Origin of the sequence: Micromonospora sp. DT4, from assembly GCF_049841675.1 — a bacterium.
In the GTDB taxonomy this organism is placed as follows: Bacteria; Actinomycetota; Actinomycetes; order Mycobacteriales; family Micromonosporaceae; genus Micromonospora.
Genome location: NZ_JBNCKT010000074.1, coordinates 1 through 22,576 on the forward strand (window position 1 = coordinate 1; position 22,576 = coordinate 22,576).

The 22,576-nt window shown below is 71.1% G+C and carries 22 protein-coding genes, 2 tRNA genes and 1 pseudogene; 14 read left to right on the top strand and 11 right to left on the bottom strand.

Annotation, left to right across the window (positions count from 1 at the left end; genetic code table 11):
• Positions 1–108 precede the first annotated feature (108 nt).
• From ACLQ24_RS19970 to ACLQ24_RS20000, 7 genes are all read left to right on the top strand, one after another.
• Positions 109–1,437, top strand: coding sequence for an ABC transporter substrate-binding protein (locus tag ACLQ24_RS19970; RefSeq protein ID WP_425893229.1), 1,329 nt, complete (start codon positions 109–111; stop codon positions 1,435–1,437).
• Positions 1,438–1,458: 21 nt separating this feature from the next.
• Positions 1,459–2,415 (top strand): carbohydrate ABC transporter permease, encoded by a 957-nt coding sequence (locus tag ACLQ24_RS19975; RefSeq protein ID WP_425893230.1) that lies wholly within the window; start codon positions 1,459–1,461, stop codon positions 2,413–2,415.
• A 44-nt stretch (positions 2,416–2,459) separates the two neighbouring features.
• Positions 2,460–3,293 carry a carbohydrate ABC transporter permease gene (locus ACLQ24_RS19980; RefSeq protein ID WP_425893231.1) on the top strand — a complete coding sequence of 278 codons (834 nt, stop codon included), beginning with the start codon at positions 2,460–2,462 and terminating at the stop codon, positions 3,291–3,293.
• Complete coding sequence (locus tag ACLQ24_RS19985; protein ID WP_425893232.1) at positions 3,290–5,425, top strand: alpha-galactosidase; 2,136 nt, start codon at positions 3,290–3,292, stop codon at positions 5,423–5,425. Before ACLQ24_RS19980 ends, ACLQ24_RS19985 begins: the two co-directional genes overlap by 4 nt.
• Positions 5,426–5,696: 271 nt before the next feature.
• The gene (locus tag ACLQ24_RS19990; RefSeq protein ID WP_425893233.1) at positions 5,697–6,020 is read left to right on the top strand and encodes a DMT family transporter; all 324 of its coding nucleotides are present in this window, start codon (positions 5,697–5,699) and stop codon (positions 6,018–6,020) included.
• Positions 6,021–6,352: 332 nt separating this feature from the next.
• On the top strand, positions 6,353–7,315 hold the full coding sequence (locus ACLQ24_RS19995) for a TIGR03557 family F420-dependent LLM class oxidoreductase (RefSeq protein ID WP_425893234.1): 963 nt from the start codon (positions 6,353–6,355) through the stop codon (positions 7,313–7,315).
• Positions 7,312–8,187: an alpha/beta fold hydrolase gene (locus tag ACLQ24_RS20000; protein WP_425893235.1), complete on the top strand. Its 876-nt coding sequence runs from the start codon at positions 7,312–7,314 to the stop codon at positions 8,185–8,187. Before ACLQ24_RS19995 ends, ACLQ24_RS20000 begins: the two co-directional genes overlap by 4 nt.
• Positions 8,188–8,319: 132 nt before the next feature.
• Here the strand turns inward: ACLQ24_RS20000 and ACLQ24_RS20005 are convergent, their stop codons facing one another.
• The 3 genes and pseudogenes from ACLQ24_RS20005 to ACLQ24_RS20015 all read right to left on the bottom strand — a co-directional run.
• Positions 8,320–8,793 (bottom strand): hypothetical protein, encoded by a 474-nt coding sequence (locus ACLQ24_RS20005; RefSeq protein ID WP_425893236.1) that lies wholly within the window; start codon positions 8,791–8,793, stop codon positions 8,320–8,322.
• A 47-nt stretch (positions 8,794–8,840) separates the two neighbouring features.
• Positions 8,841–9,641, bottom strand: coding sequence for an endonuclease/exonuclease/phosphatase family protein (locus tag ACLQ24_RS20010; protein WP_425893237.1), 801 nt, complete (start codon positions 9,639–9,641; stop codon positions 8,841–8,843).
• A 169-nt stretch (positions 9,642–9,810) separates the two neighbouring features.
• A pseudogene (locus ACLQ24_RS20015) lies at positions 9,811–11,205 on the bottom strand (phosphatase PAP2 family protein); the annotation flags it as partial.
• Between the two features lie 397 nt (positions 11,206–11,602).
• Here ACLQ24_RS20015 and ACLQ24_RS20020 point away from each other — a divergent pair.
• Positions 11,603–12,205, top strand: coding sequence for a hypothetical protein (locus tag ACLQ24_RS20020; RefSeq protein WP_425893238.1), 603 nt, complete (start codon positions 11,603–11,605; stop codon positions 12,203–12,205).
• Positions 12,206–12,283: 78 nt separating this feature from the next.
• On the opposite strand, the gene ACLQ24_RS20025 is transcribed toward ACLQ24_RS20020, so the two are convergent.
• The 4 genes from ACLQ24_RS20025 to ACLQ24_RS20040 all read right to left on the bottom strand — a co-directional run bounded on the left by ACLQ24_RS20025 (position 12,284) and on the right by ACLQ24_RS20040 (position 15,190).
• Positions 12,284–13,285, bottom strand: coding sequence for a YihY/virulence factor BrkB family protein (locus ACLQ24_RS20025; protein ID WP_425893239.1), 1,002 nt, complete (start codon positions 13,283–13,285; stop codon positions 12,284–12,286).
• Positions 13,278–14,282, bottom strand: coding sequence for a diacylglycerol/lipid kinase family protein (locus ACLQ24_RS20030; protein ID WP_425893240.1), 1,005 nt, complete (start codon positions 14,280–14,282; stop codon positions 13,278–13,280). The genes ACLQ24_RS20025 and ACLQ24_RS20030 overlap by 8 nt, the downstream gene beginning before the upstream one ends.
• Before the next feature lie 93 nt (positions 14,283–14,375).
• Positions 14,376–14,954 carry a Clp protease N-terminal domain-containing protein gene (locus ACLQ24_RS20035; protein ID WP_425893241.1) on the bottom strand — a complete coding sequence of 193 codons (579 nt, stop codon included), beginning with the start codon at positions 14,952–14,954 and terminating at the stop codon, positions 14,376–14,378.
• Positions 14,954–15,190 (bottom strand): HTH domain-containing protein, encoded by a 237-nt coding sequence (locus tag ACLQ24_RS20040; RefSeq protein WP_074318164.1) that lies wholly within the window; start codon positions 15,188–15,190, stop codon positions 14,954–14,956. The genes ACLQ24_RS20035 and ACLQ24_RS20040 overlap by 1 nt, the downstream gene beginning before the upstream one ends.
• Positions 15,191–15,381: 191 nt before the next feature.
• Here ACLQ24_RS20040 and ACLQ24_RS20045 point away from each other — a divergent pair, with 191 nt between their 5' ends.
• The 3 genes from ACLQ24_RS20045 to ACLQ24_RS20055 all read left to right on the top strand — a co-directional run bounded on the left by ACLQ24_RS20045 (position 15,382) and on the right by ACLQ24_RS20055 (position 19,560).
• Positions 15,382–16,242 (top strand): universal stress protein, encoded by an 861-nt coding sequence (locus tag ACLQ24_RS20045; protein ID WP_425893242.1) that lies wholly within the window; start codon positions 15,382–15,384, stop codon positions 16,240–16,242.
• Between the two features lie 67 nt (positions 16,243–16,309).
• Complete coding sequence (locus tag ACLQ24_RS20050) at positions 16,310–18,703, top strand: phosphoketolase family protein (protein ID WP_425893243.1); 2,394 nt, start codon at positions 16,310–16,312, stop codon at positions 18,701–18,703.
• 11 nt (positions 18,704–18,714) lie between these two features.
• A complete protein-coding gene (locus tag ACLQ24_RS20055) occupies positions 18,715–19,560 on the top strand; it encodes a universal stress protein (protein ID WP_425893244.1) in 846 nt (281 codons plus the stop codon).
• Between the two features lie 81 nt (positions 19,561–19,641).
• On the opposite strand, the gene ACLQ24_RS20060 is transcribed toward ACLQ24_RS20055, so the two are convergent.
• From ACLQ24_RS20060 to ACLQ24_RS20070, 3 genes are all read right to left on the bottom strand, one after another.
• On the bottom strand, positions 19,642–19,863 hold the full coding sequence (locus ACLQ24_RS20060; RefSeq protein WP_425893245.1) for a TOPRIM nucleotidyl transferase/hydrolase domain-containing protein: 222 nt from the start codon (positions 19,861–19,863) through the stop codon (positions 19,642–19,644).
• Between the two features lie 133 nt (positions 19,864–19,996).
• A tRNA-Val gene (locus tag ACLQ24_RS20065) sits at positions 19,997–20,071 on the bottom strand.
• Between the two features lie 47 nt (positions 20,072–20,118).
• Positions 20,119–20,191, bottom strand: a tRNA-Gly gene (locus ACLQ24_RS20070).
• A gap of 149 nt (positions 20,192–20,340) precedes the next feature.
• On the opposite strand from ACLQ24_RS20070, the gene ACLQ24_RS20075 reads away from it, so the two are divergent.
• Positions 20,341–20,586 carry a DUF6458 family protein gene (locus tag ACLQ24_RS20075; RefSeq protein WP_355233844.1) on the top strand — a complete coding sequence of 82 codons (246 nt, stop codon included), beginning with the start codon at positions 20,341–20,343 and terminating at the stop codon, positions 20,584–20,586.
• 25 nt (positions 20,587–20,611) lie between these two features.
• Here the strand turns inward: ACLQ24_RS20075 and ACLQ24_RS20080 are convergent, their stop codons facing one another.
• Positions 20,612–20,770, bottom strand: coding sequence for a hypothetical protein (locus tag ACLQ24_RS20080; protein WP_425893246.1), 159 nt, complete (start codon positions 20,768–20,770; stop codon positions 20,612–20,614).
• Between the two features lie 153 nt (positions 20,771–20,923).
• Between ACLQ24_RS20080 and ACLQ24_RS20085 the strand changes: the two genes are divergently transcribed.
• Complete coding sequence (locus ACLQ24_RS20085) at positions 20,924–21,856, top strand: ABC transporter ATP-binding protein (RefSeq protein WP_425893247.1); 933 nt, start codon at positions 20,924–20,926, stop codon at positions 21,854–21,856.
• Positions 21,853–22,575, top strand: a complete 723-nt coding sequence (locus ACLQ24_RS20090) for an ABC transporter ATP-binding protein (RefSeq protein WP_425893248.1) — start codon at positions 21,853–21,855, stop codon at positions 22,573–22,575. Before ACLQ24_RS20085 ends, ACLQ24_RS20090 begins: the two co-directional genes overlap by 4 nt.
• Position 22,576: the final 1 nt, after the last annotated feature.

A 22,576-nucleotide genomic window follows, 5' to 3' on the forward strand; every position in this document is an offset into this window, starting at 1 on the left:
CAAACCGGCGTCGAAACAAGGTCTGACCAGCGAAGTCTCCAGCCAAGATCAACTTATCTAGGAAACTCGGGCTAGGGCGTAGCACCTCTTCATCCGCAGGAGGCACAGATGTCCCGTCCCCGATCGCACGCCGAATATCTGGCTCGGCTCGTACCGCCCTCCGTCGCCGGCATCAACCGACGGTCGCTGCTGGCCGGCGCGGCCGGCACGGGCGCACTGCTCAGCACCGGTCTGCTCGCCGGCTGCGGCGCCGACTCCGGCTCCGGCGGGTCCAGTAAGGACGTCTCACTCGGATCCAACCAGTCCGACCCGAAGCCCAAGGACGTGCTCGCCAAGGTCACCGAGGGGTTCAAGGCCTCGTCCGGCGTCCAGGTCGCCGTCAACACGGTCGACCACAACACGTTCCAGGAGAACATCAACAACTACCTACAGGGCAAGCCGGACGACGTCTTCACCTGGTTCGCCGGCTACCGGATGCGCTTCTTCGCCGCCAAGGGCCTGGCCGGCGACATCAGCGACGTGTGGGGCAAGATCTCCGGCTACTCGGACGCGTTCAAGAAGGCGTCCACCGGTGACGACGGCAAGCAGTACTTCGTGCCGGCGTCGTACTACCCGTGGGCGGTGTTCTACCGCAAGTCGGTCTGGAAGCAGCACGGCTACCAGGTGCCCACCACCCTGGACCAGTTCACGGCGCTGGGCGCGCAGATGAAGAAGGACGGCCTCACCCCGATCGCCTTCGCCGACAAGGACGGCTGGCCGGCGATGGGCACCTTCGACATCCTCAACCTGCGGATCAACGGCTACCAGTTCCACATCGACCTGATGGCCGGCAAGGAGGCGTGGACCTCCGACAAGGTCAAGAAGGTCTTCGACACCTGGGCCGGCCTGCTCCCCCTGCACCAGCCGGACAGCCTCGGGCGCACCTGGCAGGAGGCCGCGCAGTCGTTGCAGCAGAAGAAGAGCGGCATGTACCTGCTCGGTCTCTTCGTTGGCCAGCAGTTCAGCAACGAGGAGCAGGACGACCTCGACTTCTTCACCTTTCCCGAGATCGACCCGTCCATCGGCGCCAAGGCCCTGGACGCGCCGATCGACGGCTACATGATGGCCCGCAAGCCCAAGAACGAGGCCAACGCCCGCAAGCTGATGGAGTACTTCGGCGGCAAGGAGGCCGGGGACATCACCGTCAAGAGCGACCCGACCACCCTGGTCGCCAACGGCAGCGCGGACGTCAGCGGCTACACGGCGCTGCAGAAGAAGGCCGCGGAGCTGGTCGGGTCGGCCACCGAGATCGCCCAGTTCCTCGACCGGGACACCCGGCCGGACTTCGCCTCCACGGTGATGATCCCGGCGATCCAGCAGTTCATCAAGAACCCGAAGGACATCGGCGGACTGACGTCGTCCATCGAGAACCAGAAAAAGTCGATCTTCACTGACTGACGGCGGAAGGGGGAGGACATCGTGTCCGACCTACCCCTGATCCAAGCGGATCGCGCCGTGCCGCCGCCGGCCGCGACCACCTCCACAGGTGGTCGTCGCCGGCGGCTACGGCTCCTGTCCCCCACCGACCGCGTGGTCATCACGCTGATGGTGCTCGTCCCACTGCTGCTCGTCACCGCGCTCGTCTGGCTGCCAGCCCTGGCGACCGTGGTGCTGTCCGGCACCGACTGGGACGGCATCGGCCCCCTGAACGAGATCGAGTTCGTCGGCGCGCGCAACTACAGCGACGTGGTGAACATCTACCCGCCGTTCGTGCCGGCGGTCCAGCACAACCTGCTGTGGCTGGCCGTACTGTTCGTGGTCGCGACCCCGTTCGGCATGTTCCTGGCCGTCCTGCTCGACAAGGAGCTGGGCGGCAGCCGCTTCTACCAGACCGCGCTGTACCTGCCGGTGGTGCTCTCGCTGGCGCTCATCGGCTTCGTCTGGCAGCTGCTCTACTCCCGTGACCAGGGTCTGATCAATGTCGTCCTCGGCACCGACACCGACTGGTACGGCGACTCGAACGTCAACATCTGGGCGGTCATGATCGCCTCCGGTTGGCGACACGTCGGCTACATCACGCTGCTCTACCTGGCCGGGCTGAAGGGCGTCGACCCGTCGCTGCGCGAGGCCGCCGCGGTCGACGGCGCCTCCGAGGTCCGGACGTTCTTCCGGGTCGTCTTTCCGGTGCTGCGACCGATCAACACCATCGTGCTGGTGGTGACCGTGATCGAGTCGCTGCGGGCGTTCGACCTGGTCTGGGTCGTCAACAAGGGCCGCAACGGCCTGGAGTTGATCTCCGCGCTGGTCACCCAGAACGTGGTGGGTGAGGCGAGCCGGATCGGCTTCGGCTCGGCGCTGGCGACGATCATGCTGGTCGTCTCGCTGGTCTTCATCACCATCTACCTGGCGACCGTGATGAGGGAGAACCGGCAATAAACGTCGACACCCAGATCCGCCGACGCAGGCTGACCCCGCTGCGGATGCTGCTGCACGGCTTCCTCATCGCCGTGGCGCTGATCTGGCTCTTCCCGATCGCCTGGGCGGTGCTGACCTCGCTGCGCTCGTACCAGTACACCGCCACCCACGGCTACGTCTCGTTCGGCGGCTGGACCTTCGACAACTACGTCACGGCCTGGGATCAGGCGGAGTTCGGCAAGCACTTCCTCAACTCGGTCTACATCACCCTGCCGGCGGTGCTGCTGACGCTCTTCCTCGCCTCCTGCGTGGCGTTCGTCATCGCCCGGTTCCGTTGGAAGATCAACCTCCTCCTGCTCGGGGTGTTCACCGCCGCCAACCTGCTGCCGCAACAGGCACTGCTCATCCCGCTGTTCCGACTGTTCACCGAGGTGCCGCTACCGGAGTTCATGAGCGATTCGGAGCTGCTCTACGACAGCTACTGGGGCCTGATCCTGATCAACGTCGCCTTCCAGTGCGGGTTCTGCGTCTTCGTGCTCAGCAACTACATGAAGGCGCTGCCCCACGACCTGTACGAGGCGGCGATGGTCGACGGGGCGAGCGTCTGGCGGCAGTACTGGCAGATCACCATGCCGCTGTGCCGGCCGGCCCTGGCCGCGCTGGCCACCCTGGAGGTGACCTGGATCTACAACGAATTCTTCTGGGCCACCGTCCTCATGCGCACCGGCGACAAGTTCCCGGTGACCAGCTCGCTCAACAACCTGCGCGGCCAGTTCTTCACCGACAACAACCTGGTCTCGGCGGGCAGCGTGCTCGTCGCGATCCCCACCCTGGTGATCTTCTTTATGCTCCAGCGGCACTTCGTCCGGGGCCTGACCTTGGGAGCCTCCAAAGGATGACGATCCTGCACCTGCGCCGCGCACGGACCAGCCTGGTGCTCGACGCGCGCGGCCCGGGGCTGCCCCGGGTAACGCACTGGGGTGGTGACGTCGGCGACCTGGACGACGACGACCTGCGCCAGCTCGTGGACGCCACCGTGCCGCCGGTGGTGCCGAGCAGCTTCGACGAGCCACCCGCGCTGTCGCTGCTGCCGGAGGCGAGCGCCGGCTGGAGCGGCCGACCGGGGCTGGCCGGGCACCGCGACGGACGGGACTGGTCCACCGCGTTCCGGCTCGACGGAATCGACGTCGACGAGCCCGCCGACGCTCCGGCGCTGGTCACCGTGCGGGCGTCGGACCGGGCTGCCGGGCTGGCCCTGACCATCGAGATCATGCTGGACCCGTACGGCCTGCTGACCATCCGCCATCGCCTGCGCAACGACGGCGACGGCGCGTACGAGCTGCGGGAGCTGACCCCGGTGCTCCCGGTGCCGGCGGTCGCCACCGAGCTGCTCGACCTGACCGGCCGCTGGTGCCGGGAACGCTCCCCGCAGCGACACTCGTGGCAGCACGGCGCCTGGGTCCGCGAGGGGCGGCACGGTCGTACCGGACACGACGCCACGCTGCTGGTGGTGGCCGGCACCACCGGCGTCGGCTTCGGCCACGGCGAGGTCTGGGCCGTGCACACCGCGTGGAGCGGTGACCACGTCACCGTTGCCGAACGCCGTCCCACCGGCGAGTCCACCCTCGGCGGCGGGGAACTGCTGGCCCCCGGCGAGATCCGGCTCGCTCCCGGCGAGGCGTACGACACTCCGCTGCTCTACGCCGTCTGGTCAGACGAGGGGCTGGACGGGCTCAGCGACGTCCTCCACTCGCACCTGCGGGCCCGGCCCGGACACCCGCGCTCCCCCCGCCCGGTGACCCTCAACGTGTGGGAGGCGGTCTACTTCGACCATGACCTCGACCGGCTGCGCGCCCTGGCCGACCGCGCCGCGCAGATCGGCGTGGAACGGTTCGTGCTCGACGACGGCTGGTTCCGCGGCCGGCGCGACGACACCGCCGGGCTCGGCGACTGGTACGTCGACGAGGGCGTGTGGCCCGACGGCCTGCAACCGCTCATCGACCACGTGACCGGCCGGGGGTTGCGGTTCGGCCTCTGGGTGGAGCCGGAGATGGTCAACCCCGATTCCGACCTGTTCCGCGCGCACGCCGACTGGCTGCTGGCCGTGCCGGGGCGGCTGCCGCCCGCGTGGCGCACTCAGCAGGTACTCGACCTGGGCCGCCCCGAGGCGTACGACCACGTGCTGGCACGCCTCGACGCGCTGCTCACCGAGCATCCCGGCATCAGCTACCTCAAGTGGGACCACAACCGTGACCTCACCGAGGCCGGGCACCACGGCCGGCCCGGCGTGCACGGACAGACCCTCGCGGTCTACCGCCTCCTCGACGAGCTGCGCCGACGCCACCCCGGCGTGGAGATCGAGAGCTGCTCGTCCGGCGGCGCCCGCGTGGACCTGGCCATCCTGGCCCGCACGGACCGGGTGTGGGCCAGCGACTGCAACGACGCGCTCGAACGCCTCGGCATCCAGCGCTGGACCGGGCTGCTGCTGCCGCCGGAACTCATCGGCACGCACGTCGGTCCGCAGCGCTCGCACACCACCCACCGCGTACACGACCTGGGTTTCCGGGCGGCCACGGCGCTGTTCGGCCACCACGGCATCGAGTGGGACGTCGCCTCGATCAGCGCCGCCGAACAGGCCGAGCTGACCGCCTGGGTGGCGTTACACAAGCGGCTGCGCCCGCTGCTGCACGCCGGGCGGGTGGTCCGGGTCGACCACCCGGACCCGGCCGTCTGGGCGCACGGCGTGGTCGACAAGGACAAGACCAGAGCGGTGTACGCGGTGGCCCGGCTGGCCACCTCGGTGGCGCAGACCCCGGGCGCGGTACGGCTGCCCGGCCTCGACCCGGCGCGGCGCTACCGGGTACGGCCGGTGGCGGACGTGCCGGCCCCGGCGACCATCGAACGGTCCGCCCCGCCCTGGCTGGGGTCCGGCGTCACACTCAGCGGCGCGGCGCTGGCCCGGGTCGGCGTGCAGTTGCCCGCGCTGCACCCGGAGCAGAGCCTGGTGTTCGAGGTCGACGAGGTCGGCTAGAAATTTCTCTGCCCGGGGTGTCGAGAACGGTGTCGTCGGCTTCCACCTCGGGGTGAAAGCACCGACGATGGTGCGCGGGTGCGGGGAGCGAGACGATGAAGTACATGCTGTTGGTGCAGTTGGCCGGGAGCACCGAGGCGACCGACTAGCCGCAGATCCTGGCGCTGTACGGCGTGCTGGAGCGACTGGCCGGCACCCCGGTGGTGGCGCTCAACCGGGCCGTCGCGATCGCCATGGTGCACGGGACCGCAACCGAAGACTGAGGGGCCGTATGGCGTACGTGTTGCTGGGGATCGCCATCCTCGCGGAGGTGCTGGCGACCAGCCTGATCAAGAGCACCGCCGGGTTCACCCGCATCTGGCCGACACTGGGCTGCCTCACCGGGTACGCGCTGGCGTTCGTCCTGCTGGCTCAGGCCGTCAAGGAGATACCGGTCGGCGTCGCGTACGCCCTCTGGTCGGGTCTGGGCACCGCCGCCATCGTGGCGATCGGCGCGGTGTTCCTGGGCGAATCGGTCGGGCTGGTCAAGCTCGCGGGCATCGCGCTGATCATCGCCGGCGTGGTCATCGTGAACCTGACCGGGGAGCAGCACTGACCGCGCCCGGGCTCCTGTGGAACGCGATGGCCGGGCCCGGTGCGGGCGCGGCCATCTGGCGTCGGTCAGCTCGTGTCGCTCAACTGGCGGTGCAGCTCACCTGCGGTGTGGGGTTGGTCCACCGGGCGGCCCACCGGGCGGCCCACCGGGCGGTCCACCCGGTGATCGCCGAAGCGCCGGCGGTCACGCGCACCTCACCCTGGAAGCCGCCCTGCCACTGGCTTGTGGTGATGGATCAGTCAAGCATCGCCCGAGGAGAACCGGACGGGAGGGTTGACCGTTGCTGACCTGGGTATCCCGGGACGAACCGTCGGCGAGAAGGAGATACCGCGATGGTGAGCCTCGGCTACACCCTGATGTGCGAGCAGGCCGGTCCGAAGCAACTGGTGGACCACGCGGTGCGGGCCGAGGCGGCCGGCTTCGACCAATTGGTGATCTCTGACCACTACTACCCGTGGCTGGACTCCCAGGGCCACTCCCCGTACGCCTGGTCGGTGCTCGGCGCGGTCGCCCACGCCACCTCCCGCGCGGAGCTGATGTCCTTCGTGACCTGCCCGATCCGCCGTTACCACCCGGCCGTGGTCGCCCAGAAGGCCAGCACCATCGGAGCGCTCTCGGACGGGCGGTTCACCCTCGGCCTGGGCGCCGGGGAGAACCTCAACGAGCACGTGGTCGGCGGCTGGCCCCACGTGCAGCAGCGCCACGAGATGTTCGAGGAGGCGTTGCAGATCATCCGTCCGCTCCTCAACGGCGAGACGCTGACCTTCTCCGGCAACCACTTCGACGTACCCGACGCCTACGTCTGGGACCGGCCCGAGCGGCCCGTCCCGATGGCGATCGCCGCCTCCGGCCGGCAGTCGGCCACGCTGGCCGCCGAGTACGGCAACGGCCTCGTCTCCACCGAGCCTGACCGGCACATCATCGAGATGTACGACGACGCCGGCGGCGCCGGTCAGCCTCGGTACGGGCAGGTGGCGATCTGCTACGGCCCGGACGAGGCCGAATGCCGCAAGATCGTGCACGACCAGTTCCGCTGGTTCGGGATGGGCTGGAAGGTCAACGCCGACCTGCCGGGGCCGGAGTCCTTCGCCGCCGCCACCCAGTTCGTCCGGGAGGAGGACGTCGCCGAGGGCATCTCCTGCGGCCCGGACGTGGAAGCGCACGTCGACGCGTTCCGCAAGTTCGTCGACGCCGGCTTCACGCACGTGGCGATCATCCAGGTCGGCGGGGAGACCCAGCCGATGTTCCTGGACTGGGCGCAGGATCAGCTACTGCCCCGGCTGCGCGAGCTGTGAGCCACCCGACGAGCCGCCAGCGGATCCGGCCGGCCGGGCTCACGCCCGCCGGCCGGTTCGGGTTGGCCGAGCTGCGGCTCGCCCTGGCCGCTCCCCGGCCGGCCGCCGGTCTCACCAGCGACTGGCGGCTCGTCGACGGACTGCGCACCCACACCCGGCGAAGCGCCGAACCGGACGCCGGCGCCACGCCCGTGGTGCTGGTGCACGGCCTCGCCGTCTCGCACCGTTATCTCACCCCGCTGGCCGTCGCGCTCGCCAGGACCCACCCGGTGTACGTGCCGGACCTGCCCGGCTTCGGTCTGAGCGACCACCCCCGGGGCGCGTACGACGTCGCGCGGCACGCCGACCACCTGGCCGCCTGGCTGGCCGCGTACCGGCTGCCGCCGGTCTGCCTGGTGGGGCACTCGTTCGGCGCGGAGGTCGCCGCCGCGGTCGCCGCGAACCACCCGGACGCGGTACGCGCGCTGGTACTCGCCGGGCCGACCAGTGACCCGGTCGCCCGGTCCCGACGCGCCTTGTTCGGCCGGTGGCTGGTGGACACGCTGCGCGAGGCTCCGATGCAGGCGCCCGTCCTGGTGCGGGACATCTGGGACGCCCGGCCCTGGCGGGTCTTCGCGACGCTGTCGCACTCGGTGCGCAACTCGATCGAGACCGACCTCGTGCGGATCAGCGCGCCGACCCTCGTGCTGACCGGTGAGCGCGACCCGGTGGTGCGGGCGAGGTGGCGGTGCCAGGCGACCCGGCTCGTGCCGGACGCCAACCTCACCGTCGTACCGGGTGCCGCGCACAACGTGGTCACCACCGCGCCGACGGCTGTCGCGGACGCGATCCGCCATCTACTCACCCCACGGCCCGCACTCACGGACAGGTGAACCTCATGCGCTTCGGGAACACGGAGATCCGCCCGCTCGGTGGTGGACTCGGCTGCCTTCTGATGATCCTCTTCTCGATCCTGGCCTCGGTGGTGCTGACCGTGCTGCTCAACCTGGTGCTCTGAGGTGTCGTCAACGGCGCAGACCCAGTGCGCTCAGCATCTCGCGGGACGCCACCCGGGCCGGGTCGAGCACCGCGCGTCGGGTCCACCGGGCCGCCGGCGTGACCAGGTTGCGGGCTACCCAGCGCAGGGGACGCCACAGTAGATGGTCGGCGCACCAGAGCAGCGGACGCCACACCAGCCGATCCAGGGCCCAGACCAACGGGGCCGCCAGCCAGTCGCGCAGGAACCGTCCAACCGGGGTGAGCAGGTACCGGCCCAGCAGCCGGCCGGCAGCCGCGAACAGCTCCCAGAGCAGGCGTACCGGCAGCACGAAGACCAGCGCGAACCGCGCGACGGCCGCGACGAGCGGCAGCGCGACGGTGTCCGGCTCGGCCGTGCCCACCGCCGACGGCGCTCGGGCCGCGAGCGTCACCGTCAGCGCGGCCGGCCGGTCGGTCGGCGGCGCGGGCAGCGGCGGACGGAGGGTGGGGCGGTCGGTCACGGTGGGCACGGTAGCCCGACGACGCCATCCGCCGGGCCCCGGCGCGGTCACAGGTCGATGGTGGCCAGCAGCGGATAGTGGTCGGAGGCCGTGTCCGTCGTCGCGTCGCGGATCACCCGGCAGTCGCGCACCCGCTCGGCCACCGCACAGCTGCCCAACAGGTAGTCCAGGCGCATCCCGGCGAATTCCGCACCGCCGAACCGGGTGGGGACGGTCAGACCCGCGGCCTCCGGCGCGTCGACGTTGGCGGACGGCCACAGGTCGACCAGGTCGGCGGCGAGCAGCCGGGCGACCGCGCGGGTGTCCACGGCACCGCCGCGCCGACGGAGGTGCCGTCGCTTGTAGAGAGCGGGCAGGCCGTCCAGACGAGCGGCGTGATCGACCGTCGGGTCGAGCGAGTTGAGGTCACCGGCGAGCAGGGTCAACGGCCCGGGGGCGCGGCGCAGGGCAGCGACCAGCCAGTCGACCTCCATCCGTCGACGGCCTCCGGAGTACGGGTACAGGTGGGTGCCGAGAACGGTGAGCGGCCCGGCCGGGGTGGACACCACGACGCGGGCGGCGGCGTGGTGGAACGGCCGCCGCAGGGGCCCTGCGGCGAGCACCCGGTACGGCGGCCGGACCAGCACCGCCACCGGCTGCCCGAAGCAGGACCGGGCCAGGTGGGGCGTCATCCCGAGCCGGTCCGCAATGGTGTCCATCAGCCCCGCCCGGTCGAAGCCGCGCAGCTCCTGCAACGCCAACACGTCCGGCGCCTGCTGGTCGACGACCTGGACCACCCGATCCAGCCGGTCGGAGCCGCCACGGTCCCGGCCGCCGGTGCGGATGTTCCAGGTCATCACCCGCAGCATCGCGGTACCTCAGTCGGGTCGGCCGGCGCGGGCCAGCTCGTCGTCGAGGGTGTCCACGTCCTCCGACTCGATGGCCGGCTGGTTGCCCTCCGCCAGCCAGGTCGGCGTTGGGGCGGACCACGAGGTAGAGCAGGCCGATCCAGAGCGCGGAGAGCAGGATCGCACCCATGAAGTCGGTCGGGTGGTGCATCCCCCGGTACATCCGGGAGGTGGCCACCCCGGCCGGCATGATCACGGCCAACGCCACGAAGATCCACCGCCACCAGCGGTCGGTACGCGGGAACACGATGAGGGTGATCGCCAGCCAGACGCAGATCGTCGCCGCGATGTGCCCGGACGGGAACGAGGAGGTGGGCATCTGCCCGTCCAGGTTCTCCACCGGCGGCCGGGGCCGGTCGACCGCCCGCGCCGAGGCGAGGAAGAGGGTCAGCTCACCGACCATCGCCAGCACCACGAACACCACGGGCCGCCAACGCCGCCACACCGCGAGCACCAGCGGGCAGAACAGCAGCGAGATCAGCAGGATCGCGTGGGTGTCACCGAACTTGCTCCACCACCAGCTCACGTCGGTCAACACGTCGCTGTGCCGATCGGCGAACCAGCGGGGGACCTCGGTGTCCAGGGCGTCGAAGAAGGTGCCCTTGGCGTGGAAGCTGACGAACGTGCCAAAGCCGTACAACGCGCCGAACACGAGCACCCAGCCGACCAGCAGCTCGGCCACCGCCGAGCGGGGGTGGGCCAGCACGTGCTCCTCGGCCGGAGCGGGGGCGATGTGGTGCCCCGCCTCCGGCTCCAGGCCCTCGGTCAGCGGTGGCACCGGCTTGCCGCGCTCGCGCCGCCACAGCCGGAAGGCGTACGCGGTGACGCCCAGCCAGGCGGCCCCGAGCAGCCAGGCGCCCAGCACGTCGGAGACGAAGTGCACGCCCAGCGCGATCCGGGTCAGCCCGATCAGCGCCACCAGCACGCCGACGCCGACGATCGCGGGCTTGCGCCAGCGGGGCGCCATCGCCGGCAGGAACACCAGCAGCAGCGCCCCGTACGCGACGATCGAGCCGAGCGCGTGCCCGCTCGGGAAGCTGTTGCCGGGAGCGCTGGCGACCGGGACGTCCACCACCGGGCGCAGCCGACCGACGAGCGTCTTGAGCGACGGGTCGAGGATCAGCCCGCCGACCCCGGTGACGATCAGGTAGACGGCCAGCCGGGGCTGCCGCCGGATCAGCAGGCCGACCGCCGGGATCGCGACCAGCCAGATGAGGATCGGCCGGCCACCCAGGTCGGTCACCGCCTGGAGCACGGTGACCAGCGGGTGGTGCGGGGCGACGAGCGAGTTGAACCACTCGGCGAGCGCGTGGTCGGCATCCTGCAACGGGCTCCACTGCACCCGGACGAGCAACAGCAACAGTCCGAACGCCGCACCGGCGCCGATGACGGCGACCAGACCGGCGATGCTCCGTTCGGCGAAGTGACCGATCGGACGCCGAGCCACCTCTTTGACCGCGGTCACCCCGCACCTCCCTTGTCGTACCTGGCGAGGCGAGGTACCCGATCCGCGTCCGGCGTACACCCGGACGCCCTCAGCTTGTCGTTTAACCTGCCGGGCTGGTCGATATCACCCCAGGGTGATCATGGGGCAGACCTTGCGTGATCATGGTTCTTTGCGAAGGTACCGGCAGGGGCAGCGGTTGCTTCTACAGTTCTGGCTGGTGTGCTGGAGTGCTGGTCCAGGGGTTGTCGGGGGTTGATGGTGGGCGGTGTGGACGTGGAGTGTGTCGAGTTTCTCTTCGCGTGGGTGCGTTCGGGTGTGTCGCTGAGTTTGCAGCGGGGGTCGGTGCCGCCGGATGTGTTGGGTGCCGAGCCGGTGTCCGGTTTGCACCTTGTTCACGCTGCGCCGACTATCGTGGGGTCGACGGTGTTGATGCGGGCGGTGGTGGCGCAGCCGCTGAGGGTGCTCGCTCGAGGACATGGGCAGCTCGTTCACGCCGCTGCTACTGACACGCGCGGCCGCGCGCGGCAAAGCGGTCAACGACTCGACCAGCCCGGCGGTCGCCAAGCTGCTCCTCGCGCCGGACCGGGACGCGAAACTGGACGTGCTCAACACCTACCGGGAGCAACTCACCAGCCAACAGGCCCGCGCCGACCTGGCCACGATCGTCCGAAGGGTCGGCGGAGACACGTGGTTCGGCAAGGCCACGCCGCTGCTGGGTGAGTTCGGCGCGCCGGGCAAGGCCGAGTTCGTACTCGACTACCAGGAGCTGCGAAGCGACCGCGACCGTGACCGCCTGCTGATCGGCGACCAAGGACGCGGCATCGACGTAAGCCTACGCGTGCACCTCATCCAGGAGTCCGGCCACTCATCCGCCGCTGCGGCCACGGCCATGCACGCGGTCGATCTTATGTTCACCGACGGCCTGTCGTCCGCTCTCCAGTACGTCAAGCAGAACTCTGCTGGCCTCCCCGTCAATGACAGACAGCGGTGGGTCGACTCCATCGCCGACTTGGGCAATCAGCACACCGACAAACGCGCCGACCTCCAGCAACTAGCCAAACAAGTCCTCACCTGCTGACCGTTCACAGCACCCAGCCAGTGATTCCCCGAAATCACCCACGTCCCAAAATCAATTATTCATGCCTTCATAGGACCGTCAGAGCGCGGTCATGTCCCCGGTGTCGAACAGCTCGGCGCGGTCGGCCTCGGGCTCCCACAGGTCGGGCTGCGCTGGCTCCTGCACGCCGATGCGCAGCGCCTCCAACTGGGCGGCGAAGGCCAGCCCGCCGAAGAGCGCCATGCCGGTCAGGTTGGCCCAGAGCAGCAGCGCCATCATGCCGGTCAACGCGCCGTAGGTCTGCCCGAAGCCGTCACTGAACTTGACGTACGCGGCGAGCAGCAGGCTGGCCAGCCACCACAGGGCCGTGGCGATGCCGGCCCCGAAGAACAGCCAGGACAGCCCCGGCTGGTTGCGACGCGGCGCTTGCCGGAACAGCACCGCCACGGCGAGCACGGTCAGGCCGAGGCTCAACGGGAACCGGATCACGTTCCAGACGATGTTGGCCAGCTCACCCCACTCGTAGTGCTCGCGCACCGAGTCGCCCATCGCCCCGCCGCCGACGAGGATCAGGAAGCCGGCCAGCGCGGGCAGACCGGCGGTGACCGCCAGCACGGCCGCCCGCAGGTACTTCGAGAGGGCCGGGCGGTCCCGCTCGACGCCGTAGATGCGGTTCGCGCCCCGCTCGATCTGGGCCATCGTGGTGGTCAACGCGACCAGCCCGGTGAGCAGACCGAGGGTGAGCGCCAGCTCCCCCGCGTCCTCGACGCGTTCCCCATCGCCGAGCAGTTCGCCGACGACCTCGGCGCTCTGGCCGGGGGTGAGGGCCAGCACGGTGTCGGCGACGACCCGGCCGCCCTCCTCGACGCCGAGCTCGCTGATCAGACCGGTGAGGGCGATGAGGAACGGCACGACGGCCAGGCAGAGCTGCAACGCGAACGCGCGGGAGTGGCTGAACCCGTCGCCGTAGCGGAACCGGATGAACGCGTCGCGCAGCAGGTGCCAGCCGCCCTTGCGGCGGAGTGTGCGCCAGGCGTCGTCGGCCGACAGTTCCTCGTCGGCCATCAACCGGGTCTCCGGCACGATCCGGGTGCTACTCACGGCGCGCTTCCTCGATCAGCTGCTCGCCCCGCTCCCCGGCGCTCTGCGCATCGACGGACAGGTCGGGGGCGTCCGCGGGCTGCGGGACGCAGAGCCACAGCGCCCGCGGCCGGATCTCGGCGCGAAGCCGCCGCCCCGGGGCGATCAGGTCGCCGTCGAGCTCCCGCGGTTGCGGGCGGTTGCTGGTGACCACCACCGTCCGGCCGCGGAACACCTCCATCTGCGGCACCTGACCGCTGCGCCGGATCACCGCCCAGCCGAGCGCGAGCCAGTGCCGCAGGTTACGCGGGGTGAGCACGGCGACGTCGAGCCAGCCGTCGTCCGGCTCGGCCTCGGTGAGCAGACGTACGCCGCCTTGTAGCCGGCCGACATTGGCGATCAGCACCGACCGGACCCGGCGGCGTACCGGCGGACGGTCGTCGATGCGGATCTGCACCCGCATCGGCCGGTCCCGCAGATGCTTCACGGCACCCATGACGTACGCCGGCCAGCCGATGCGGGCCTTGGTGCTCTCGTTGGTGGCGGCGAGCATCTGGGCGTCGAAGCCCATGCCGGCCATCACGGTGAAGTACTGGTCCTCCACCGCGCCGACGTCGAGCAGCCGCCGACCACGCTCGACGGCCACCTGGAGCCCCGCCGCGAGGTCGGTGGAGAGGCCGAGGTTGGCGGCGAGCAGGTTGCCGGTGCCCTGCGGCAGCACGGCGAGGGCCACGTCGGTGCCGACGAGACCGCTGACGCAGGACATCACGGTGCCGTCGCCGCCGCAGGCGAAGACCAGGTCGACGCCGGCCTTGACGGCCTGCTCGGTCTGGCCCCGACCCGGGTCGTCGACGGTCGTCTCGAACCACTGCGGCTCGGGCCAGCCGGCGGCGGCCAGAGCGTCGTTCACGGTGCGGTGCAGCCCGTCGAGATCGTCGACCTTTGCCGGGTTGACCACCACGGCGGAGCGCAGCCCGCCGTCGCCACCCGAGGGGCGCCTGTCCTGTCCAGCATCCACGGCGCCAGTGTGCAGCACCGGGCCGCCGTCAGCGACCCGGTGACCGCGCGGCGTCGGAAGTGCCACAGACAGGTTTCAACGCGTACGCGACCGTCACGCCGCCGTTCGGAGTGCCGCCTCCACCCGACGGCGCAGATCGTCGAGGTCGACCCCGGCCTCGGTGAGCACCAGCGCGCCCAGCCCCTGACCCTCGCGTAGCACCCCGAGCAGGATGTGCTCGGTGCCGATGTGCTTGTGGCGCAGCCGCAGCGCCTCGCGTAGTGACAGCTCCAGGGCCTTCTTCGACCGGGGCGAGAAGGGCCCGCCCAGGTAGCGGCGACGCCCCCAGCGGCGGCGGGGTGCCGGTACCGCCTCGCGCAGCGCGTCGGGGCCGAAGGACTGCTCGATGCGGGCCACGATCGCGGCCAGGTCGATGCCGATCTCCCGCAGCGCCGCCGCGTCCGCGTCGCCGAGCCCGGCGCCCCCGCCGGTGGTGTGCCGGCGGACCCGCTCGCGCAGGTCGTCGGCGCGCACCCCGGCGTCGGCCAGCACGCGGCCGGCGAGGCCGTCCTCGTCGGTGAGCAGGGCGAGCAGCAGGTGTTCGGTGCCGATCGGCCGCCGGCCCTCGGCCCGGGCCTCCTCCAGCGCCCGCCGGACCACTCCTCGCGCCCGGTCGGTGAACCGTTCGAACATCACGCCTCCCAGGATTGGTTGACCGCTGGTCGCCCAGCGTGCTTCTTGTGCACCGCCTGCCGGCTGACCTCGAGCGCGTCGGCGATCTCCTGCCAGGACCAGCCCTGTCGACGGGCGTTGTCCACCTGGACCACCTCGAGTCGCTCGAGCAGCCGGCGCAGCGCGCGGACGGCGCGCAGCCCGACCCGGGGGTCGGTGCTGCCGGCTGCCGCCGCGAGCTCTGTCGCCTGACTCATGTCGTCAACATACGTTGACAACACCAGCGCCGTCAACATTCGTTGACAGTGCGCCTCGGGTCCGCGCACCCCATGCGGGTTGGACCTTCGGCGGCGCGGGCCGATCCGGCCCGCCACCGCAACCACCCGACTACCCTCAGTGAAGGAACAGCGCGGTCGTGCCGGGCGCGACGCCCGGGAGGTGGTATCGGATGGTGGCATCGGCCGACGCGGAGGTGCTGGTCGGCCTCGGCTCGGACGGGGACCTCCCGGTCGTCGAGCAGGCCGCCCAGGAGGCCGCCGGGCACGGTCGGCCCCTGCACCTGGTGCACGCCTTCGACTGGCAAGCCGCCTTCGCGGCGGACACCGTCGCCGCGCCCCGCGACGCGGCGGAGAGTCTGATCACCCGTGCGGCCCAGCTCGCCCACCAGGTCGAACCGGGGCTGACCGTACGCGCCGAGATCGTCGAGAGCGCCATGCTGCCCACCCTCATCCGCCGGTCCGAGACGGCCTTCCTACTGGCGGTCGGCGACAGCGGAATGGCCGGCAGTGGTCAGTGCGTCCCGGCCGAGACGCCCGCCGTGCAGTTGGCCGCGCGGGCCAACTGCCCGCTGCTGGTGGTCCGCCGCGAACCGCCGCCGCAGGGCCCGGTCCTGGCCGGGGTGGACGGCTCACCCAGCTCCCACCTCGCCCTGCGGTGGGCGGTGGAGTGCGCCTCCCGACGCGACGCGCGCCTCGTGGCCCTGCGGGTGGTGGAGAGCGACGAGGACACCGACGCGGTCGCCGAACAGCTCGACGAGGCACTGGCCCGCCACGCCAACCAGCACACCGGGGTGCCCATCGAGTGCCGGGTCGTGGGCGGCGACCCCGCGCAGGTGCTCATCGACACCTCACGGTCGGCCCAGGTGGCGCTGGTCGCCGCCCGCGGCGACGAACCGGGACGCGCCATGCTCGGCGCGGTCGCCCAGTCCCTGCTCTACCACTCCCCCGCCCCGGTGATCGTCGTACGCGGCCTGGCCGAGGTGCCGCTCACCGGGCCCGACGCCCACCCGAGGAGGGACCAACGACCCTGACCGGCCGCGCCCGCAGCCGCGAGGCTGGACGCCGGACACCCACCCCCTACCCGCGAGAGGCAGCATCATGGACAACGGTGAAGACGTGCAGCGCGCACTCACCGACGACGAGCTGCGCCGGCTGGACGCCTACTGGCGCGCCGCGAACTACCTCACCGTCGGGCAGATCTACCTGCTGGGCAACCCGCTGCTGCGCGAGCCGCTGACCCCCGACGACATCAAACCCCGGCTGCTCGGGCACTGGGGCACCAGCCCCGGGCTCAACCTGATCTACGCCCACCTCAACCGGGTGATCGTCGCCCGTGACCTGAACGCCATGCTGGTCACCGGTCCCGGGCACGGCGGCCCGGCCATCGTGGCCAACACGTGGCTGGAGGGCACCTGGTCGGAGCGCTACCACGACGTCGCACGCGACGAGGCCGGGATGGCCCGGCTGTTCCGGCAGTTCTCGTTCCCCGGCGGCATCCCCAGCCACGTCGCGGCCGACGTGCCGGGTTCGATCCACGAGGGCGGCGAACTGGGGTACGCCCTCAGCCACGCCTACGGCGCCGCGTTCGACCACCCGGATCTCGTGGTCGCCTGCGTGGTGGGCGACGGTGAGGCGGAGACCGGCCCGCTGGCCGGCAGTTGGCTCTCCAACGTCTTCCTCAACCCGGCACGCGACGGCGCGGTGCTGCCCATCCTGCACCTCAACGGCTACAAGATCGCCAACCCGACCGTGCTGTCCCGGATACCCGAGGCGGACCTGCTCGACCTCATGCGGGGTTCGGGTTACGAGCCGTACGTGGTGGCCGGCGACGACCCGAGCGTGGTGCACCGCGCCCTCGCGGCCACCATGGACCGGGTGTTGGACGAGATCGCCGCGATCCAGCGCCAGGCCCGCTCCGGCGGCGTCGTCGAGCGTCCCCGCTGGCCGATGATCGTGCTCCGCACGCCGAAGGGCTGGACGGGACCACGCGAGGTCGACGGCACCGAGGTGGAGGGCACCTACCACGCGCACCAGGTGCCACTGTCGGGCGTACGCGACAACCCGGCGCACCTGGCCGAGCTGGAGCGCTGGCTGCACAGCTACCGGCCGGAGGAGCTCTTCGACGCCACCGGCGCCCCGGTCGACGAGCTGCGGACGCTGCCGCCGCACGGCGACCGGCGGATGAGCGCCAACCCGGTCACCAACGGCGGAGTCGTCCTGCGCGACCTGGCCCTGCCCGACTTCCGCGACTACGGCGTCGACGTCCCCGAGCCGGGCCAGCCGATGGCCGGCGCGACCGGGGTGCTCGGGCCGTGGATCCGCGACGTGATCGCCGCCAACCCGCAGACGTTCCGGCTGTTCGGCCCGGACGAGATCGCGTCCAACCGGTTGGGCGCCGCCTTCGAGGCGACCGACCGGGTCTGGATGGCCGCCACGGTCCCCGGCGACGACCACCTCTCTCCGGACGGCCGGGTCATGGAGGTGCTGTCCGAGCACCTGTGCCAGGGCTGGCTGGAGGGTTACCTGCTGACCGGCCGGCACGGCGTGTTCACGAGCTACGAGGCGTTCATCCACATCGTCGACTCGATGCTCAACCAGCACGCCAAGTGGCTGAAGGTGACCCGGGCCATCCCCTGGCGGCAGCCGATCGCCTCGCTGAACTACCTGCTGTCCAGCCACGTCTGGCGTCAGGACCACAACGGCTTCTCCCACCAGGACCCGGGCTTCATCGACCACGTGGTCAACAAGAAGGCCGAGGTGGTGCGGGTCTACCTGCCGCCGGACGCCAACACCCTGCTGGCCACCATGGACCACTGCCTGCGCAGTCGGCACTACATCAACGTGGTGGTAGCCGGGAAGCAGCCCGCGCCGAACTGGCTCACCGTCGACGAGGCGATCCAGCACACCCGTCGTGGCCTCGGCATCTGGGAGTGGGCCAGCACCGACGACGACAGCGAGCCGGACGTCGTCCTCGCCTGCAGCGGCGACGTGCCCACCCTGGAGACGCTGGCCGCGGCGGACCTGCTGCGCCGCCACCTGCCGGAGCTGAAGGTACGGCTGGTCAACGTCGTCGACCTCATGCGCCTGCAACCGGACACCGAACACCCGCACGGCCTGCCGGACAGCGAGTTCGACACCATCTTCACCGCGGACCGACCGATCATCTTCGCCTACCACGGTTATCCGTGGCTGATCCACCGCCTGACCTACCGCCGCTCCAACCACGACAACCTGCACGTGCGCGGCTACAAGGAGGAGGGCACCACCACCACCCCGTTCGACATGGTGATGCTCAACGACCTGGACCGGTTCCACCTGGTCATCGACGTCATCGACCGGGTGCCCGGGCTGGGCGCGCGCGTCGCGCACCTGCGCCAGCACATGGTCGACGCCCGGCAGGCGGCCCGCGACTACACGCGCCGGTACGGCGAGGACGACCCGCAGGTCGCCGAGTGGCGGTGGATCCGCGAGACCGACCCGACCAACCCCTGAAGGAGGACGACGTGCGGGACGCGGAGATCCTGGTCGGCTACGACGGCTCGACCGACGCGTCGGTGGCCCTGAACTGGGCGCTGGACGAGGCCGAGCGCAGCGGCCAGCCGGTGCGGCTGGCGTACATCTTCGAATGGCTGACCGTGGCCAGTTGGGTCGGCCCGGGCGTGGCGCCCGGCATCTGGCCGGACGACACCGCCCGCCGTCAGGCGGACGACCTGGTCCGCAAGGCCGCCGCGGACGCCGCCGCCGCGCATCCCGGACTGGCGGTCACCGGCGAGGTGTACGACGGGCCGCCCGCGCTGGTGTTGCAGGAACGCTCCGCCGACGCGGGGATGCTGGTGCTCGGCAGCCGGGGCCACGGCGGGTTCGGCGGACTGCTGGCCGGGTCGACGGCGGTGGCGGTCGCCGCACACGCGCACTGCCCCGTCGTCGTGGTGCGCGACGGCGCGGCCCACGGCCCGACCGACCCCGTGACGGTCGGTGTGGACGGTTCCGAGCCGTCGCTGGTGGCACTCGGTTTCGCGGCCGAACGGGCGACCCAGCGACGGGTACCGCTGCGCGTGCTGCACGCCTGGACGCCGGGCCCGGGTGGGGCGGCCGGTACGCCCGACGAGCGGGCCGCCGTCGAGGAGGCGGTGGAGCCCTGGCGGCGGACGTTCCCCGAGCTGGACCTCACGGTGGACCTCGTCGGAGGCAGTCCGGCGGCGACGCTGATCGAGGCCAGCCGGTCGGCCCAGTTGGTGGTGGTCGGCAGCCGGGGTCGGGGTGGACTGGCCGGGATGCTGCTCGGCTCGGTCAGCCAGCAGGTGATCCAGCACGCCGGCTGCCCGGTCGCAGTGGTCCGGGAACGCTGAAACGCCTGGCGGTCGCCTCGGGCCGGCCGGCCCGACGAGGTAGTGGACCATCCGATGCGTGGGCCGCTGACGCGGTAATCGTCAGTCGGCGAGCGGCACCACGCAGACACCCTCACCGGCGAGATCACGGTGCCGTCGTTCCGCGAGTGCCTCCACCGCGCGCTGGTCGCTGACCCCTTCGACGAGGACGACGGCACGCAGGCCGGCCGCCGACTCCCGGGCCGCGTCGGCGGCCGTCGCGGCATCGGGACCGCCGGCCGCCCAGAGGTGTACGGCGGCTCGGAAGCGGTCCGGCTCGGGCACGGAACCGAGTCTCGCAACGGTTGGTCCACCCCGCCACCGGATTCTCGACGGTCGGCCCGGCGTCGAGAGCCCCCGGGCACGCCGACGTGAAATGGCTCGTCACCGCAGAACCGGTGACGAGCCGTCAACGAACTGGTGGGCGATACTGGGTTTGAACCAGTGACCTCTTCCGTGTCAAGGAAGCGCGCTCCCACTGCGCCAATCGCCCGTGGTGCCCGCTCGACCCGGCAACCAGGCCCGTCGAGACGGATCGCGAGCGGACGACGGGATTCGAACCCGCGACCCTCACCTTGGCAAGGTGATGCGCTACCAGCTGCGCTACGTCCGCATGTCCCCGACTACCGCCGGCGACGGAGCAGACTCTACCCGATGCCAAGATCGGCGGATGCGGCACCCTCGGGCGACAGCGATTGCGCTGCTCGACGGCGGGGTACTGATGAACCTCGACAGCGCACCACACCCCCTAAGGAGGCTGTCGTGGGTATCGGCACCAGCATCTTCCTGATCGCGCTCGGCGCGATTCTCACCTTCGCCCTTGACGCGAGCGTCGGCGGCATCAACCTCGACGTGGTCGGCTGGATCCTGATGGGCGCCGGCGTACTCGGTCTGATCATGACGGCGTTGATCTTCCAGCGTCGCCGTACCGCGGTCGTGACCACCACCGAACAGCCGGTCGAGTACCGCCGGGTCGAGGAGCGGCGGGACATCGCCCCGCCGCTGTGACGGCCCGCGGCGCGGGCCGGCGTCCTCATTCGAGGAGGCCGGCCCGTCCCAGCAGCGGCCGCCGCCGCAGCAGCAGACCGAGCTTGTCGGGGCGCCCGTCGTAGTCGTGCACGAACGGGGCCACGATCCGGATGCCTCGCTCGTCGACCCGCGCCTGGTCTGGACTGCCGTACAGCAGGGCCACAGCGCCGCCGTCGAGCCGCGGGCAACAGCGCGTCGCCGATCAGCGCGGCGTCGACAACGGCGTCGACGCCGTCCGGGGCGTGCTCCCGGAAACGGCGCAGAAAAGCCGCCCGGGGCATGGCCAACCACGCCGCCGATTGCGAAACTGCTGGCAATGTCCACGACACCGCTGTCCCTGCCGCAGCCGTCCGCGCGGGCACCCGAGTTCGGCCGGGACGCGCTCATCGTCTGCGAGAACCTGGTGCGGATCTACCAGACCGGTTCGATCGAGGTGCAGGCCCTGCAGGGACTGGACCTGGCCGTGGAGAGCGGTGAGCTGGTCGCCGTCGTCGGCGCCTCCGGGTCGGGCAAGTCGACGCTGCTCTCCATCCTGGCCGGCATCGACGCCCCCACCGCAGGCCAGGTCCGGGTCGCGAAGTGGAATCTGCTGTCGATGTCCCGCGCGGACCGGGTCGACTACCGGCGGCACACCGTCGGGTTCGTACGGCAGCAGACGGCGAGCAACCTGATCCCCTACCTGACCGCACGGGAGATGGTGGACCTGCCGATGACGGCGGCCCGTGTTGCGAAGAAGGAGCGCCGGGAGCGCGCGGCCGAACTGCTGGACAGCCTCGGTGTCGCCGACTGCGCCGAGCGGCGCCCCGGGCAACTCTCCGGCGGGCAGCAGATGCGGGTCGCCATCGCGGTGGCGCTGGCCAACCAACCGCGGGTCCTGCTCGCCGACGAACCGACCGGCGAGTTGGACGCCGCCACCTCCGCAGAGGTCTTCGGCGTACTGCGGGACGTCAACCGGCGGTACGGCGTCACCGTCGTCGTGGTGACCCACGACCCGGAGGTCAGCAGCCAGGTCGAACGGACCGTCGCGATCCGGGACGGTCGCACCAGCAGCGAGGTGCTGCGCCGCACCACCACCGACGCAGAGGGCGACACGCACATGATCGCCGAGGAGTACGCCGTGATGGACCGGGCCGGACGCGTTCAGGTACCCCGCGAGTTCCGCCAGGCGCTGGCGCTGACACGACGGGTCCGGCTGGCCCTGGAACCCGACCACATCACGATCCGCTCCGACTCGCGAAGCGGCGAATGAGCGCCGAACCGCTGCTGCGCGTACGCGACGTGCACCGACGCTTCCGCGCCGGGCCGACCGTCGTCCACGCCCTACGCGGCGTGTCGTTCGACGTGGCCGCCGGTTCCATGGTGGCGCTCGTCGGCCGGTCCGGCTCGGGCAAGACCACCCTGCTCAACGTCATCGGCGGCCTGGACCGCCCGGACGCCGGCAGCGTGCACATCGAGGGCACCGACGTCACCATGCTCGACGAGGACGGCCTGTCCCGGCTGCGGCGCGAGAAGGTGTCGTACGTCTTCCAGAGCTTCGGGCTGATCCCGGTGCTGTCGGCCACCGAGAACGTCGCCGCGCCGCTGCGGCTGGCCCGCGTCGCCCCGGCCGAGCGCGAGCGGCGGGTCGCGTTGCTGCTGGAACTGGTCGGCCTGGCCGACCACGCCCAGCAGCGCCCAGCCGAGCTGTCCGGCGGCCAACAGCAGCGGGTGGCGATCGCCCGCGCGCTGGCCGCCTCGCCCCGGCTACTGCTCGCCGACGAGCCCACCGGGCAACTCGACGCCGAGACGGGCCTATCGGTGATGGCCCTGCTACGTGGGGTCGCGGAATCCGAAGGCGTCACCGTACTGGTGTCGACCCATGACGCGGTGATGATGGCCCTGGCCGACCGGGTCATCCGCATCCAGGACGGGCACCTCGACGACCAGGCGGCCGGGCAGCCGTACGAGCCCGTGCCGGACGCCGGGTGAC

Coding starts and splice junctions, on each gene's coding strand:
- ACLQ24_RS19995 (WP_425893234.1), top strand. CDS start 6,353: ATGGTGAGCCTCGGCTACACCCTGATGTGCGAGCAGGCCGGTCCGAAG.
- ACLQ24_RS20045 (WP_425893242.1), top strand. CDS start 15,382: ATGGTGGCATCGGCCGACGCGGAGGTGCTGGTCGGCCTCGGCTCGGAC.
- ACLQ24_RS20035 (WP_425893241.1), bottom strand. CDS start 14,954: ATGTTCGAACGGTTCACCGACCGGGCGCGAGGAGTGGTCCGGCGGGCG.
- ACLQ24_RS20040 (WP_074318164.1), bottom strand. CDS start 15,190: ATGAGTCAGGCGACAGAGCTCGCGGCGGCAGCCGGCAGCACCGACCCC.
- ACLQ24_RS20050 (WP_425893243.1), top strand. CDS start 16,310: ATGGACAACGGTGAAGACGTGCAGCGCGCACTCACCGACGACGAGCTG.
- ACLQ24_RS20010 (WP_425893237.1), bottom strand. CDS start 9,641: ATGCTGCGGGTGATGACCTGGAACATCCGCACCGGCGGCCGGGACCGT.
- ACLQ24_RS19970 (WP_425893229.1), top strand. CDS start 109: ATGTCCCGTCCCCGATCGCACGCCGAATATCTGGCTCGGCTCGTACCG.
- ACLQ24_RS19980 (WP_425893231.1), top strand. CDS start 2,460: ATGCTGCTGCACGGCTTCCTCATCGCCGTGGCGCTGATCTGGCTCTTC.
- ACLQ24_RS20090 (WP_425893248.1), top strand. CDS start 21,853: ATGAGCGCCGAACCGCTGCTGCGCGTACGCGACGTGCACCGACGCTTC.
- ACLQ24_RS20020 (WP_425893238.1), top strand. CDS start 11,603: ATGGGCAGCTCGTTCACGCCGCTGCTACTGACACGCGCGGCCGCGCGC.
- ACLQ24_RS19985 (WP_425893232.1), top strand. CDS start 3,290: ATGACGATCCTGCACCTGCGCCGCGCACGGACCAGCCTGGTGCTCGAC.
- ACLQ24_RS19990 (WP_425893233.1), top strand. CDS start 5,697: ATGGCGTACGTGTTGCTGGGGATCGCCATCCTCGCGGAGGTGCTGGCG.
- ACLQ24_RS20085 (WP_425893247.1), top strand. CDS start 20,924: ATGTCCACGACACCGCTGTCCCTGCCGCAGCCGTCCGCGCGGGCACCC.